We start from the raw sequence: 13,510 nt of genomic DNA, 5'->3' as shown, positions 1-13,510 counted from the left end.
TGCGGCCGTCACTTATTGAGCCAGGCGTTGCGGAACCCGAATGATGTCAGCGGGATGCCGCTCTTGTCCGGGGTCAGGCCCTGGACCGCGGCACTGTAGGCGTCCACGCTGTTCGGGAAACCCCAGATGATGTTGCCGCCGCGCTCAAATTCGATCTGCTGTGCTTTCTTGATGAGTCCGCAGCGGGTCTCGGAGTCGGTGGTGGCTTGTGCCCGGGTGACGAGCTCTGTCCATTCCTGGTCGGCCCAGTGCGTTTCGTTGTACGGCGACGTGGCGAAGCCCGAGTTCGATGCCTGCGAGAGGTAGTCGCGGGTGAACCAGAAGTCCTGGGCGAAGGTCCACTGCAGGTACTGCTCGCCGTAGAACTCTCCCGGATCAACTTTTTTGACGTTGACGGTGACGCCGGCGGCCTTGGCTTGCTGTGCGAAGACTTGCGCTGCCTCCACGAGTCCCGCGGCCACTGGCGACGTGACCAGATCAACGGTGAGGTTGCTCTTACCGGCCTCCGCCAAAAGCTGCTTGGCCTTCTCGATGTCCTGGGTCCGCTGCGGGGTGTCTGACGGATAGCACGGGTCCAGCGGTGAGTACATGTCGTTGCCAACGGTGCCGTGGCCACCAAGGACCTGATCCACCATCTGCTGGCGGTCAATGATCAGGCGGAAGGCCTGGCGGACCTTGGGATCGTTGAACGGTTCCTGGTCCACGCGCATGGTGAACGGCAGCCAGGACCCGGTGGCCGATTCCAGAACCTTCATGGCCGGATTGGCCTTGACGACGTTGACCTGGCCGAGGGGAAGCTGGTCGATCGCGTCGACCTGGCCGCCCAGGAGAGCGTTGACGCGGGCGGTGTCGTCCGGGAAGTCGATGATGGTGACCTTGTCCACGAGCGGCTGCCCGGCCTGCCAGTAATGCGGGTTTTTCACAAACACGCTCTGCTGGCCCGCCGTGAAAGTTTCCATCATGAACGGCCCCGCGCCGATCGGTTTCTTGGGATCGTAATCGGCCGGCACAATACCGAGCGAGTATTGGGCGGCGGTGTCCGGGAAGGTCGAGTTGGGAGCGCTGAAGCTAAAGACGACGGTCTGGGAATCGGTGGCCTTCAAAGCATCTCGGTTGAGCGTGGACAGTGCCGAAGCTCCGCTCTGCGGGGAGGCAGGATCCGTGATGCGGCGAAATGTAAAGATGACGTCTTCTGCCGTCAGCGGCCTGCCGTCGCTGAACTTCAGCCCGTCCCGAAGGTGGACGGTCCAGGTGGTGGCATCCGCGGACGGCGTGATGGAGTCGGCGAGCGCCATCTGGATCTTGTGCTCGTTGTCGTAGCTGGCGAGCGTGTCATAGAGCTGGATGACACGCGCCTGGTCCGGATGGGTCACCGGGGCGTGGGCATCCAGGCTGTCTTTGGCCGATCCACCCACAATGCCCACGCGCAGATTACCGCCGGGTTTGGGGTCAGACACGGAGTCTGCCCCGGCCTGGACCGCTGACGCTCCGGAAGAACATGCGGACAGAGCCATGAGCGAGCCCAGGGCCAAAGCGGTGATGAGGTGGGAACTCTTGTGACGTCGGTGGGCGGTCATGGTGTGCCTCCTGCGGCGATGAAGGAAGGATCGGGGACCTTGACGCATTGACTGACGCGTCGGTCATTGACCCAAGCTTCGTGTCTCGGATCACAGTCTGTCAAGACTCAAACCACCTAAGGCCCCAAGAATGCCTAGATTGTGCGAAAATTTTAGCGGGTCACAATCCGGCGCAAGTAGCTGGCGGGCTGACCTGAGAACCTAAATTCGGGCGATAAAGTTGACTGGCGCGTCAGTTTTACCGCTAGGCTATAGTCATCGGTACAAATGATGTGCCAGTCCGCGGAAGGAACTGCCATGACTGATTCGGGCGATGCCAAGGGATCCCAGGAACGCAGGAACGCCATTCTCGAAGCCGCCTGGCAGCTGATCGCTGAGCGTGGTTACCATCATGTCCGGGTGCAGGACATAGCCAGGATCTGCGGCACCAGTACCGGCACTATCCATTACTACTTCCCCGGCAAGGACGATGTCCTGCGTGAAGCGCTGCGCTACTGCGTGGACCAGGCCTTCGAGCGCCAGGGTGCGGTGCTGAGCCAGATTGATAACGCGCACAAGCGGCTGCTGGCACTGATTGAACTCCAACTGCCCATTGGCACCCAAGTTCGCAACGAGTGGTCCATCTGGCTCCAGTTCTGGTCCGAAACCTGCCTTAACCCTTCACTCAGGCCTATCCACAACGACTTTTATGCCCGCTGGATGGACGCGGTGGTCAGCATCGTCCGCCGCGGCCAGCGCCAAGGTATCTTCCGCGACCTCGATCCCGTCGGATTCGCACGCCTGCTGACCTCCGCCACTGACGGCGCGGCCATCAAGATCCTCACCGGCGCCCCTGACATGTCCATTGATGGCATGCGGACCATGCTGGTATCCATCGTTGACAGGGAGCTCACCCTGTCCGCAAGCGTGGCCTGACCGTGGCGCAGGTGGCGGGGCCGCACAGCGAGCTTCGTTCCCTGTGGCGTTCCCGCCTGGAGCACCGGGCCCGCCATATTGCCGGCGAAGACCACCCGGGAGTGCGCCGTGCCGCGGTCGCCATCACCGTTTACGCAAAATCCGGCTCCCTGCACGTCCTCATCATTAAACGTGCAGCCAGGGGCTCCAACGCCGGGCAGTGGGCGCTGCCGGGCGGCCGCATGGATCCAGGCGAAGACCTCGTGGACACTGCGCTGCGCGAATTGCACGAGGAGACCGGGATCATGGCGACGCGCACCGAGGTGGTGGGTCTGCTGGACGATTTCCCGGCCAGCCGGGGCATTGTCATTACCCCTGTAATTGTCCTGCTTGATGAGCCGCAACGGCCCCGCCGGCATCCGGCGGAAGTGGCCTCGCTGCATCCGCTGCCACTCGAGGCGCTGACTGCCGACGGCGTCCCGAGATGGCACCCCCGGCCAGACGGTGGCCCGATCCTCCAGATGCCGCTGCGCCGGGGCATGGTCATCCACGCTCCAACAGGCGCCATCCTGTGGCAGTTCGCCGAGGTGGTGCTGAGGGGACGCGAGCTACGAGTGTCGGAGCTGGCCGAACCGGCTTTCACCGCACGATGACCCGGGTCCATACCGGGGGCCCGACACCGCACGTGCGGTACACCGGACCGGTACACGGCCGGCGGCACCCCGCAGCAGCGGTCACGCCGCCTCTGCAAAAAGGAGCTTAGTGCGATGGAATATCTGGCCGAAACGTCCGGCTGGTTCGGTGCGCTGGCCGTCCTCGCGGGCTACCTGCTCTTTTCCCTGGGCCGGATCCCCAACGGCAGGACGTATCAAAGCGCAAACCTGATAGGCGCCCTGGCCCTGCTCGTCAACGGCGCCTGGCATGGCGCGTGGCCTTCGGTGGCCACCAACATTGCCTGGTGCGCCATCGCCATCACTGCTCTGGTCCGGTTGCAGCGCATGCGCCATGCCGAGCCTCTGCCGCGTGAAGCCGCAGACCTGGGCGGCGACGAACTGGTGCCCCCGCCCGGGCCCGTCACCCTGGAGCAAGGCGAGCGCTGACGAGGAACAGGTGCCCGCCTGGACGGGAGCGTCGCCGAACCGTTGGACACCGCCGGTCAACGCCGCCAGGAAACGGAGCGTAGCCCGGCACGGTGAGCTGGCCGCTGCTGATCGCGTTGCTGTGCCTGCTCACCATGACGCTGGGCAACCTGGCCGCCTACACGCAGACAAACCCGCGGCGGCTGCTGGTGGCTTGCCAGCCGGTTAAGCCGCCTACCGGCGGGCTAAGCGGGATGCCAGGAATGCCACGGCGCCTGCGGTGACGCTTATCTGCCTCACACCGTCTCGGGATACGTGGAGAGGATGTAGTCGGTGGCCGCAGGCCCTTTCATGCGGAGCCGTGTGCGTCCGGGGCGGATCCCCTTTTGCTTCATGGCCGCCCAAAAGGCGTCTTCGGGACCCGGCACGCCCTGGGACACGAAGCACCAGCTCGTGTAGAGCCCGTAAAGCCGGTTCCGCCCGAGCGCTGTACCGGCTGCCGGGTCGAGGGCGGTGGCATCCTGAAGGAACTGGTCGAACTGCGAATCTGCCAGGGAAGCCTCTTCCGCGTGGGTGGATGTCATGAAAGTCTCTTCCGTTGGGGGTCGTGCCTCCGCGTTGTTGCGGCGGCCAATGCTTGACTGCGCACACGGCGTCAAGCGGGGAACCCGGCATCTGCGGAACTGCAGCTTCGGGAGTGGTGTGATCTTGGGGGCGGTTCTGGGTCACGCCGCATGAATTTAATCAGCTTCGCGTGACGGGCCGGTACGGCCAGGCGTTCCAGGAGTAGATGCCTGTAACGGGCGCTAAACATATTCTCTACACTGTAGACTTTAGGCGTAGACTACAGGTTAAACAAGCCCGCATGGGTTTGCCGATGCATTTCCCCATCGATTGGCGCCTCGGTTGAGGGGCCCGCCGCCTCCACCTGAACGGAACCCAATGCCCCCCGCAGAGAACCCGATATCCGGCTCGACGCACGGCAGCAAGAAGCGGCTCACCCGTGAAATTGTGCTGTCCGCGGCACTGGACCTGGTGGATGCCGAAGGGCTTGATGCGCTCACTATGCGCCGGCTCGGGCAGGAGCTCGGCCGGGATCCCATGGGGCTGTACCGCTATGCGGAAAACCGCGCGGCGCTACTCGACGGCGTGTCTGAGCTGGTCTTCAACGAACTGGCCATTTTTCCCGACGACCCGGACTGGCAGGCCCAGCTCCGGCGCATCGCCCACGATCTTCGCCTCCTGGCGCTCCGGCACCCCAATGTTGTGCCCCTGCTGGTGACCCGCCCCCTGTCCACCCCCTTGGGCCTTCGCCCCCTGGGGACGCTGCGGCCCTTGGAGCAGATCCTGTCGCTGTTGATCGACGCCGGCTTTTCTCCGGCCGACGCCCTCCATGTCTACCGCGCCTACTACGGATACCTGTACGGTCACATCCTCAACGAGCTGCAGGAGTTCGTTGTAGATCCGGACGAAAATGAAGCCCTGCTCCGTCTGGGCCTGCACCGGTTACCGCCAAAGGAGTTCCCGCGCCTACGCGCCCTCGCCCACGTCCTGATCGACTACGACGGGATGGCAGAACTCGACGAGGGAATCACCATCCTGCTCAGTGGCCTGGCCGCCCGCCTCGCCCCTGCCCGCCAGCCGGCGCAGTAACTGCCGGTTTCATCCCGCCGGGCCCCATCCCGGCGGGCCCCCATCCCGCTGGGCCGCGCTCCCGCTGGGCCGCACTCCCCGGCTGGAGATACTTGCGGATGGAACGCGTGCCCAGTCATGATGGCGTAGCGCACGTCGCGCTGCGGGCTGGGGGTGCGGGGTCCCCTCTGCCGGTTCCAGCGCCCCAGAAGGCCTTCGTTGCTGCATTTTCCTTCCGCCAATTCCGCGGCGCACCGTCCCTCTGACCGCGACGTCGCAATCCTGTGTGGGCTGCTGGACGACGACGTGTGGGCGTTCAGCAATTGCCGGGTGGATGCCCCTGGTAAGCCTGTTGCCGAAATTGACTGGCTTTTCTACAACGTGCGGCACGGGACACTTATGGTCAGCGAGTGGAAGGGTTTCCCGCAACGTGTGGTGTCGGCAACCGATACGGGTGAACCGTGGAGGCTCGACGGCGGCATGGCGGTCCCCAATCCGATAGAGCAAGTCTCGCGGCAGCTCGATGCAGTCCGCTCAGTCCTGCGGGCCGAGATCCTTCCGCAGCACTTCCCCGCCTTCGATCCGCAGCAGCTGTTGCTTATGCAGAGCGTCTACTCTCCGCAGGTGGACGGGGGGACAGCCATCGAGCGGATCCGCTGGGGCAAGGTGTACGGCAGCCTTCCGGCTTTGGCTGCCGTGATTTCGAACTCGACCAGCCGGTCGCCGCTGGTAATGTCAGAAGAAGGCGCCCGGCTTCGCTTAGCGACTGCGCTTTGTGCGCTGTTCCGCACCACATCACCTGCCGAAGTGAAAGCCAAGCTGCGAGGTTCATTGGTGGGTGGGGACACCGACTTCGTCCAACGGATCAGCGCCATTCACCGGCAGATTGCCGCGCTGCACGTCGAACTCGCCGACCTCACACTGGCCGCCCAGGGCTCCGTTAGCGTCCAGCCGCGGGCTGCCGCGACAAAGACCGCCCCGGCGCCTGTATCCCCTGCCCTGACCGAGCACCAGCGAATGAACGCCCACCTGGCGCAAAGCTTCCACGGCGTCAACGGCAACTCCGATGCAGCAGCCAAGGCACTGGCGAAAGCATGGAAGCTGGTGCTTGCGGATCCGCTGCTGCATGGAGAGACCGGTATCAGCGTCTCCCTTTTCGGGTCCGTGGGGACGCCGCTGGTGAAGCAGCACCACGGTTCGCTGCCCAAGGTGCTGGGTATGCCGCTGCGTAAGTGGTGTGTGATGCAGGCTCGGGCCGCGGGCATGAAGCCGCTGGACGTTCCAGGGAAGCCTTCGAACATCCGGGTGCGCTGACGCGCGTCGGTGGTTTAGCTTGCCGAAACCCGACCGCGGCGAGCGGTCAAACGGCACCCACCGCGGTTACTCCGGAGCCCGGCAAAACGGCCGGAACACCGCCAAATGGACTTGCGCCGATACCTTGTGAGAAACTTCACAGGTTTTGGTGTCGTGCGCCACTTCGTCCACCGACCTATGCGCAGGCACCAACCGCATCACCCATGCTCTTCCTGGAGGGAACCCACACTTATGAGCAATGCTTTGTCAGCCATCAATAGCGTGATCTGGAGCGACTGGCTCGTCTATCTCTGCCTCGCCACCGGCGTTTACTTCTCCGTCCGTTCGCGCTTCCTGCAGGTGCGGCACTTCAAGGGAATGATCCAGCAGCTGATCCGGGGTGAGAAATCCGCCGCCGGCGTCTCCTCGTTCCAGGCTCTGGCCATGTCCCTGTCCGGCCGCGTCGGCACCGGCAACATCGCCGGCGTCGCAACCGCAATCGCCTTCGGCGGCCCCGGCGCCCTGTTCTGGATGTGGATGGTGGCGTTCCTTGGCGCCTCCACCTCGTTCATCGAGTCCACCCTCGGCCAGATCTACAAAACCCGCGACCCGCTGACCGGCGAATACCGCGGCGGCCCCGCCTACTACTTCTCCCGGGGCCTGTCCCACACCAAGGGCGCGGGCTTCTTCAAGGTCTACGGCTACGTCTTCGCCGCCGTGACCGTGCTGGCCTGCGGCGTGCTCATGCCGGGCGTACAGGCGAACTCGATGGCCACGGCAATCGCCGGTGCCTGGACCGTCCCGTCCTGGATAGTCGCCGTCGGTTCCGTCATTGTGTTGGCATTCGTCATCATCGGCGGAGTGAAGCGCATCGCCAGCGTCGCCTCCTTCGTCGTCCCGTTCATGGCCGTCGCCTACATCGTGCTCGCGATGGTGGTGGTCTTCGTCAACGCCGCTCAGCTGCCGGAGATCCTCGCCCTGGTGTTCCGCAGCGCGCTCGGCATGGACTCGGCCATGGGCGCCGTCATTGGCCTGGCCGTGATGTGGGGCGTCAAACGCGGCGTCTATTCCAACGAGGCCGGCCAAGGCACGGGCCCGCACGCTGCTGCCGCCGCCGAGGTCTCGCACCCCGCCAAGCAAGGCCTGGTGCAGGCATTCGCGGTCTACATCGACACCTTGTTCGTCTGCTCGGCCACCGGATTCCTGATCCTCTCCACCGGCGCCTACCGTGTGTTCTCCGGCGGCACGGAGGACAGCGGCGTCCTCGTCGAAGGTGGACTGCTCTCGGCCACGGCCACGGTGGGCCCGCAGTTCGTGCAGACCGGATTCGACAGCGTCTTCCCGGGAGTCGGCGCGGCGTTCATCGCCATCACGCTGATCTTCTTCTGCCTGACCACGGTCTTCGCCTACTACTACATGGCCGAAACCAACCTGCGCTTCCTGGTGGGCAATTCCTCGAGCAAGATCATTCCGGGCGTCAAGGTCAGCGTGGGCCGTCTCGCCACGATGGCGTTGCAGCTCCTGATCCTCATCGCCGTTGCCTACGGCTGCGTGAACACCGCGGCCGATGCCTGGACGATGGGCGACATTGGCGTCGGCCTGATGGCCTGGCTGAACATTGTGGGCATCCTGATCCTGCAGAAACCCGCGTTCAAGGCGCTCAAGGATTTCGAGGCGCAGCGGAAGCTTGGCCTCGACCCGGTGTTCGACCCGCGGCCCCTCGGCATCGTGGGAGCCACCTTCTGGGAGTCCTACAAGACGGCCGACCGTGAGAAGGAACCGGCGCGGAACTAGTGCGAAGTGCACCGTGCGCCGCGCTGTCTGCGCGGCGCACGGTCACGGGCTGGGTGGCAGGCCGCGCACGGCCAGGCCTACTCGGCGATGTCCTCCGACCACAGCTCCGGGCAGTCAGCCTGGAAGGTGCGCATCATGTCCACGCAACGCTGATCATCCAGGACCACCACCTCAACGCCACGTGACCGCAGAAGCTCAAGTTCGCCGTCGAACGTGTGTGCTTCCCCCACCACCACGCGGGGGATTTTGAACTGGATGATGGTTCCGGCGCACATGGCACACGGGGCCAGGGTGGTGTAGAGCGTGGTGTCCCGGTAGCTCTTCTGCCGGCCGGCGGCGCGTAGGGCGGACATTTCACCGTGCGCTATCGGATCGGCGTTCTGGACCCGTTCGTTGTGGCCGCTTGCGATGACCATACCGTCACGGGCGAGCGCTGCTCCGATGGGGATGCCGCCTTCGCTGAGGCTCTTTTGGGCGGCCTGGTAGGCGGCTTCGAATGCGGGGTGGAAGGCAGCTGGTGCTTCCGGCGCGGCAAACTGTTGCTCGTCGTGGCTCATGGCGCCATTCTCGCATGGGCCGATGCGCGCTGCCTTGGCCCGCCAGCTCCTACGGATGCACCAGCACCTTCACCGCCGTCTCCTTGTGGTTGATCAGGGCGTCGAAGCCCTGCTCAACCAGGTCCTCCAGCGCGATCCTGCCGGTGATGAACGGTTTGAGGTCCACTTTGCCCTCCTGCACCAGCTTGATGGCGGCCGCGTGGTCCCGGACGTAAGCTATGGTCCCGCGCAGGTCGATCTCCTTCAGCACCAGCTTCTGCATGTCCACCGTGGCCGGAGCGCCCCAGATGGACACGTTGACCACCACACCGGCGGGCCGGACGGCGTCGAGCATGGTGTCCAGCACAGCGTTCACGCCCGCGCATTCGAAGGCGACGTCCGCCCCGGTACCGCCAGTGAGTTCCAGCACGCGCGCCGGGACGTCCTCCTGGCTGGGGTCCAGCACATGGTCCGCCACGCCGCTGGAGACGGCCTTCTCCTTGCGGGCCAGCGTCAGTTCGCTGACGATCGTGGTCACGCCCATGCCCTTGAGGACCGCCGCGGTGAGCAGCCCGATCGGACCCGATCCGCCCACCAGCGCCACGTCACCGGCCTTCACGCCGCTGCGTGCCACCGCATGGTGCGCCACGGACAGCGGCTCGATCAGGGCCGCCTCATCCAGCGGAATATCCCCGATGGGATGCACCCACCGCGCGTCCACCACGATCTTCTCGCTCAGGCCTCCCCCGCCGCCGGAGAGCCCGATGAACCCCATCTTGCGGCACAGATGGTAATTGCCCGCCAGGCAGGAATCGCATTCGTCACAGACAAAATAAGGTTCGACGACGACGTTGTCCCCCTTCGCGAGGCCCGTCACCCCTTCGCCGACTTCAGAGACAGTCCCGGAGAACTCGTGCCCCAGAGTCACCGGAGCCTCCTCCCCCGAGAGCGGGTGGGCGTGACCCGGCGCGGGGACGAAGATGGGGCCTTCGAGGTACTCGTGCAGGTCGGTGCCGCAGATGCCGCACCAGGCGACGTCGATCTTGACGGCCCCGGCACGGAGCTCCGGCTCCGGCACATCCTCGATCCTGATGTCCTTGCGGCCATGGAAACGTGCTGCCTTCATGATGGTCCTTCGATTCGGTGAATGTGGGTATCTTGAGGGGTCCAGGGCCGCTGGGTTGCGACCGGACCGCACCCGCCCATCCTTGCACCGGATACAGGTAGGTGGCCAGGCCGCGCAGCGTATGGCCGGCCCTGAGCAGGAGAAAGTGGCTACCGGACGATTTCAGGAGTTCACTCTGTCTGAGAGCCCAAACGCAGCGGCGGGTTGTCGAACAGTGGCGCAAAAAGCTCCAACTCGGTTCGAGGTATCCCGCAGGCATCCGCTGCCTTCCGCCAAGCAGCCAACGCCTTGCGCACGGAGGCGAGGATCGTATCCCGTTGGCTGGGTTGAACGAAGTATTCAGCCGAATCGAGAAGTGCCGCCATGGCGTCGTCCCGGGTGGTCGCTCCGTCAACGGCGGTGCTTCTCTCCGCAGCCAGGTCGGGATTCGGGTTGACGTCGAACGCCGGCGAGAACCGCCAGCCACTGCGCCCGCGGAGGAAGCCATGGTTTCGAAGATGGTCATCTGTATTGTTCACCGCGATATTGAAGGCAATCCTCCGGAACAGTTCTTGGCGGTCGGCCTTCGGTTCCTCGGAGTTCTCATCGATAACGTCCAGAAGATCGAGGTAGTCGCCGTGCGCGCCGTCGTTCAGCTCAAGCATTGTCATCGCCGACGAGTAACCGATCCTCCGCTCCCCGTCCCGGTCGAAGCGATCGAGAACGAGGACTGAATCCGTGCCGCCCAGGGGCACAAGCTGGTGCCGGGGAACGGAGATGCCGGCCGCTTTGGCCATTCGCAGCAGGGCCGCCTCCCAGGCTATGACCGTCCAGTGATCGCCTTGATGCCCAAATTTAGCGATCGCTAACCGGCCGCCGTCTTGTACGGATGCCTTGGGGCGGGCTCCCCCAAGGCTGCCGGTCCCGGCGTCGAGTAGTTTCTTTAGCGCACTCAAGTTGCCTGGATCGCTCTCGACGTCTTGAGCGGCCTGACGGAGCTCGGGAAGCTGCACGAGCTTGGGCACGTCGGTTCCGTCACTCAGGTATTGGCCGTTCCCCACCCGGAACCGCACTGCGCCCTGCCGGGTGCGGTCGGACACCCCCAGGAGGAAGTCCAAGGCAGTGAGCGTCCCGGCGTTCCGGCCGAACTGTCGCGCCTCCGCCTGGAGCCGTTTCGTGATGATGTGGCGTCCCCAGCGGTCTGGTGACGCGTCGTCAAAGGCACCGGGGAGACCTTTGACTGCGTGGTTTCCGCCCGAGAGTGGCAGGGCCGGGTCGATCGGATAGGAGCCTGGCAAGGCGAGGTAATCAAGGGCATACGTGAAGTTGGTGGTGACCACTCCCCGCTTCGCCGCAATGAAGGCCCGGCCCACGTTCACAGTGCCTGATTCCATTTCGAGATCGACCTCGATTGGTTCACTCATCGGCGCACTCTCTGCGGCAATTCCTGGTCTGCCCGCGCGCGGCCGAAATCGCTCTCGTAGGGGTCGAAGGCGACGTTGAGCTGATCTGCGAGGCCGAGGACCCGCGCCACGTCGAGGAAGGCCTCGAAACCGACTCCGAGCTCGCCATGTTCGAGCTTGCGGAGTGTGTTGCGACTGAGCCCGGCGCGGTCGGCCACCTGCTCGGCGGTGAGGCCGAGTAGTTTTCGCCAGGTAACCAGCTGCTCGCCGATTATGCGCGCAGTCCGCTGCGTCTTCAGGGACGTTCTCTTCGTGGCCACATTTAGAGCCTACCAATAAAGGTCATAAACATGACCACTAAGTCCTTTAGTGATTAGGTAAGTGACCATAATTTCTCGGAGGACGCATTCTCGGAGCACTTCCCGATCGCTCCGTACGCGGGATGTCCGACGCCGGTACCCGGTGAGGCGCTTCACGCGCCGGCAGCGGCGCCGCACGTACGTCGAGTTCGAAGATGCGGTGGCCATGGGCGAACGGCAGTTGCTCCCCTAAATAGGGTTGTAGCCCCTGCCGGCGACGATTAACCCCTTATCCAAACATGGTCTTGAAAAGTAAAATGAGCCATGATGCTCTTTCCCGCGATCGGCCTCGTCCTATGGATCGCCTTCTTGATCGTTGCGTTCGTCCTTTTCGCCACCATCTGGGGCCTGTCCAACGTCATACTCAGGCTGCTGGGCCTCAAGCCCAGACTTACGGGGCCCCAAGCCGCTGCTAGCCCCAGACGGAACCAGCCGCCGGTTCCGGTCCCTGTCCGGAACCGGCCCCGGGTACCTGTCCAGGCCCGACCACCTCAGGTGGAGCCGGACATCTGGCCCAAATGGACCCCCTCGCGCAGGCTATATATGGACCGCGAGCTGGCGCTCTGGCAGCAGCAGTTCGATGCCCTGGCCCTCCACGAGCCGGACGTAATCATGGCAGCGGCCATCCAGCGGCGCAGCGGCACCACGTCCTCCGTGTAGCTCAGCAGTCGTTGATTGGCCTGCCTCTCGGTGAGCTCCTCCCTTGCGGCGTTGGGGGCTCCGCCCAAATGAGCGCTTATCCGGCGGAACCGTCGTTGTGCTTAGCCGGCCGGTACCCTGCCAATTCGGCGCGGACGTCGCCCTCTTCGTGACCGCTCTTCTTGCCGAACGGCAGCACTTTGAGCAGCGGGCCCACGACGGCCATGACGAGGAGTCCCCAGATGATTCCGAGGACAGCAGAGCACAAGGTATTCACGAGCCAGGCAAGGAAGCTGCCCGCCACCGGGATCCCGACGAAGGGGGCCTCGAGGACATGGACCAAGTCATAGGGCGCATGCCAGCCGAGGTCGTATGCTCCCTGCAGCATGATGTGGCCACCAACCCAAAGCATGGCGACCGTCCCAATAAGGGTGATCGCGGCCAGCACCGAGGGCATCCCCTTGACAAGCAGCTCGCCGAACCGCTGGGAGCCCGCGGAATCCTTAGCGGCCAGGTGCAGGCCGACGTCGTCCATCTTGACGATGAGTGCGACGGCACCGTACACGAGCACGGTGATCACCAGAGCCACGATGACCAGGATGAACGCCCGGACCCAGATGGAATCACCGGCCACCTCGTTCATCGAGATGACCATGATCTCGCAGGACAGGATGAAGTCGGTGGTGATGGCGCCCTTGACCACCTTGGCCTCCGCCTCCGGACCCCGCTCTACCGCGGGCGCCTTTTCGTCCGAGTGGTCTCCGCGGAGCTTGTGCCAGACCTTCTCGGCACCCTCGTAGCAAAGGTAGGTGCCGCCCAGCATGAGGATGAACGGGATGGCCCACGGGACGAAAGCGCTCACGAGCAGCAGCGCCGGGAGGATGAACAACAGCTTGTTCCGGAGCGAGCCCCAGAAGATCCGCTTGATCATCGGCAGTTCCCGGGATGGGTCCGCCCCGGACACATATTGCGGGGTGACGGCGGCGTCGTCGATCACCACGCCGGCAGCCTTGGCCCCCGCCTTCGCGGCCCCGGCGGCGATGTCGTCCACCGAGGCGGCCGCTATGCGGGCCAGGGCTGCGACGTCGTCCAGCAGCGCGACAAGACCGCCGCTCACTGGTCGATCCCCCTCTGCTTGAGCATGGGCTGCTGGGCATGGAGGCCTCGGTGGAGGCGCGTGATCGGCATGCTCAGATTAT

15 protein-coding genes are annotated in these 13,510 nt (G+C 64.5%); 8 read left to right on the top strand and 7 right to left on the bottom strand.

What is annotated here, in order from left to right; translation table 11 throughout:
* Positions 1 to 8: 8 nt before the first annotated feature.
* Entirely contained in the window at positions 9 to 1,577 is a 1,569-nt protein-coding gene (locus FYJ92_RS04725) for an ABC transporter substrate-binding protein (protein WP_185262823.1), read from the bottom strand.
* Between the two features lie 297 nt (positions 1,578 to 1,874).
* Here FYJ92_RS04725 and FYJ92_RS04720 point away from each other — a divergent pair, with 297 nt between their 5' ends.
* From FYJ92_RS04720 to FYJ92_RS04705, 4 genes are all read left to right on the top strand, one after another.
* Positions 1,875 to 2,492 carry a TetR/AcrR family transcriptional regulator gene (locus FYJ92_RS04720; protein WP_185262822.1) on the top strand — a complete coding sequence of 206 codons (618 nt, stop codon included), beginning with the start codon at positions 1,875 to 1,877 and terminating at the stop codon, positions 2,490 to 2,492.
* An 11-nt stretch (positions 2,493 to 2,503) separates the two neighbouring features.
* Positions 2,504 to 3,124 carry a CoA pyrophosphatase gene (locus tag FYJ92_RS04715; RefSeq protein WP_185262821.1) on the top strand — a complete coding sequence of 207 codons (621 nt, stop codon included), beginning with the start codon at positions 2,504 to 2,506 and terminating at the stop codon, positions 3,122 to 3,124.
* A 114-nt stretch (positions 3,125 to 3,238) separates the two neighbouring features.
* Positions 3,239 to 3,571, top strand: a complete 333-nt coding sequence (locus tag FYJ92_RS04710; protein ID WP_185262820.1) for a hypothetical protein — start codon at positions 3,239 to 3,241, stop codon at positions 3,569 to 3,571.
* A 92-nt stretch (positions 3,572 to 3,663) separates the two neighbouring features.
* Complete coding sequence (locus FYJ92_RS04705) at positions 3,664 to 3,834, top strand: hypothetical protein (RefSeq protein ID WP_185262819.1); 171 nt, start codon at positions 3,664 to 3,666, stop codon at positions 3,832 to 3,834.
* 12 nt (positions 3,835 to 3,846) lie between these two features.
* Here the strand turns inward: FYJ92_RS04705 and FYJ92_RS04700 are convergent, their stop codons facing one another.
* A complete protein-coding gene (locus FYJ92_RS04700) occupies positions 3,847 to 4,134 on the bottom strand; it encodes a hypothetical protein (RefSeq protein WP_255482311.1) in 288 nt (95 codons plus the stop codon).
* A 358-nt stretch (positions 4,135 to 4,492) separates the two neighbouring features.
* Between FYJ92_RS04700 and FYJ92_RS04695 the strand changes: the two genes are divergently transcribed.
* The 3 genes from FYJ92_RS04695 to FYJ92_RS04685 all read left to right on the top strand — a co-directional run bounded on the left by FYJ92_RS04695 (position 4,493) and on the right by FYJ92_RS04685 (position 8,269).
* Positions 4,493 to 5,203 carry a TetR/AcrR family transcriptional regulator C-terminal domain-containing protein gene (locus tag FYJ92_RS04695; RefSeq protein WP_185262818.1) on the top strand — a complete coding sequence of 237 codons (711 nt, stop codon included), beginning with the start codon at positions 4,493 to 4,495 and terminating at the stop codon, positions 5,201 to 5,203.
* A gap of 198 nt (positions 5,204 to 5,401) precedes the next feature.
* Positions 5,402 to 6,496, top strand: a complete 1,095-nt coding sequence (locus FYJ92_RS04690; RefSeq protein WP_185262817.1) for a hypothetical protein — start codon at positions 5,402 to 5,404, stop codon at positions 6,494 to 6,496.
* 231 nt (positions 6,497 to 6,727) lie between these two features.
* Positions 6,728 to 8,269: a sodium:alanine symporter family protein gene (locus FYJ92_RS04685; RefSeq protein WP_185262816.1), complete on the top strand. Its 1,542-nt coding sequence runs from the start codon at positions 6,728 to 6,730 to the stop codon at positions 8,267 to 8,269.
* Positions 8,270 to 8,346: 77 nt separating this feature from the next.
* On the opposite strand, the gene FYJ92_RS04680 is transcribed toward FYJ92_RS04685, so the two are convergent.
* From FYJ92_RS04680 to FYJ92_RS04665, 4 genes are all read right to left on the bottom strand, one after another.
* Positions 8,347 to 8,826 carry a nucleoside deaminase gene (locus FYJ92_RS04680; RefSeq protein ID WP_185262815.1) on the bottom strand — a complete coding sequence of 160 codons (480 nt, stop codon included), beginning with the start codon at positions 8,824 to 8,826 and terminating at the stop codon, positions 8,347 to 8,349.
* 49 nt (positions 8,827 to 8,875) lie between these two features.
* A complete protein-coding gene (locus tag FYJ92_RS04675; RefSeq protein ID WP_185262814.1) occupies positions 8,876 to 9,931 on the bottom strand; it encodes a 2,3-butanediol dehydrogenase in 1,056 nt (351 codons plus the stop codon).
* Between the two features lie 170 nt (positions 9,932 to 10,101).
* Positions 10,102 to 11,334 (bottom strand): type II toxin-antitoxin system HipA family toxin, encoded by a 1,233-nt coding sequence (locus FYJ92_RS04670; RefSeq protein WP_185262813.1) that lies wholly within the window; start codon positions 11,332 to 11,334, stop codon positions 10,102 to 10,104.
* Positions 11,331 to 11,531: a hypothetical protein gene (locus FYJ92_RS04665; protein ID WP_370526248.1), complete on the bottom strand. Its 201-nt coding sequence runs from the start codon at positions 11,529 to 11,531 to the stop codon at positions 11,331 to 11,333. The genes FYJ92_RS04670 and FYJ92_RS04665 overlap by 4 nt, the downstream gene beginning before the upstream one ends.
* Before the next feature lie 405 nt (positions 11,532 to 11,936).
* On the opposite strand from FYJ92_RS04665, the gene FYJ92_RS04660 reads away from it, so the two are divergent.
* Complete coding sequence (locus FYJ92_RS04660; RefSeq protein ID WP_185262811.1) at positions 11,937 to 12,332, top strand: hypothetical protein; 396 nt, start codon at positions 11,937 to 11,939, stop codon at positions 12,330 to 12,332.
* 76 nt (positions 12,333 to 12,408) lie between these two features.
* Here the strand turns inward: FYJ92_RS04660 and FYJ92_RS04655 are convergent, their stop codons facing one another.
* On the bottom strand, positions 12,409 to 13,428 hold the full coding sequence (locus tag FYJ92_RS04655; protein WP_185262810.1) for a DUF808 domain-containing protein: 1,020 nt from the start codon (positions 13,426 to 13,428) through the stop codon (positions 12,409 to 12,411).
* Positions 13,429 to 13,510 lie beyond the last annotated feature (82 nt).

Source organism: Pseudarthrobacter sp. NBSH8 (assembly GCF_014217545.1).
Taxonomy (GTDB): Bacteria; Actinomycetota; Actinomycetes; order Actinomycetales; family Micrococcaceae; genus Arthrobacter.
Note: the sequence above shows the minus strand (reverse complement) of the source record. Positions and strands in the feature narration are given on the sequence as shown.

What these genes read in the sequence shown, in the direction of transcription:
- FYJ92_RS04725 (WP_185262823.1), bottom strand. Translation starts at nt 1,577, where the DNA reads ATGACCGCCCACCGACGTCACAAGAGTTCCCACCTCATCACCGCTTTG.
- FYJ92_RS04720 (WP_185262822.1), top strand. Translation starts at nt 1,875, where the DNA reads ATGACTGATTCGGGCGATGCCAAGGGATCCCAGGAACGCAGGAACGCC.
- FYJ92_RS04710 (WP_185262820.1), top strand. Translation starts at nt 3,239, where the DNA reads ATGGAATATCTGGCCGAAACGTCCGGCTGGTTCGGTGCGCTGGCCGTC.
- FYJ92_RS04700 (WP_255482311.1), bottom strand. Translation starts at nt 4,134, where the DNA reads ATGACATCCACCCACGCGGAAGAGGCTTCCCTGGCAGATTCGCAGTTC.
- FYJ92_RS04695 (WP_185262818.1), top strand. Translation starts at nt 4,493, where the DNA reads ATGCCCCCCGCAGAGAACCCGATATCCGGCTCGACGCACGGCAGCAAG.
- FYJ92_RS04685 (WP_185262816.1), top strand. Translation starts at nt 6,728, where the DNA reads ATGAGCAATGCTTTGTCAGCCATCAATAGCGTGATCTGGAGCGACTGG.
- FYJ92_RS04680 (WP_185262815.1), bottom strand. Translation starts at nt 8,826, where the DNA reads ATGAGCCACGACGAGCAACAGTTTGCCGCGCCGGAAGCACCAGCTGCC.
- FYJ92_RS04675 (WP_185262814.1), bottom strand. Translation starts at nt 9,931, where the DNA reads ATGAAGGCAGCACGTTTCCATGGCCGCAAGGACATCAGGATCGAGGAT.
- FYJ92_RS04670 (WP_185262813.1), bottom strand. Translation starts at nt 11,334, where the DNA reads ATGAGTGAACCAATCGAGGTCGATCTCGAAATGGAATCAGGCACTGTG.
- FYJ92_RS04660 (WP_185262811.1), top strand. Translation starts at nt 11,937, where the DNA reads ATGATGCTCTTTCCCGCGATCGGCCTCGTCCTATGGATCGCCTTCTTG.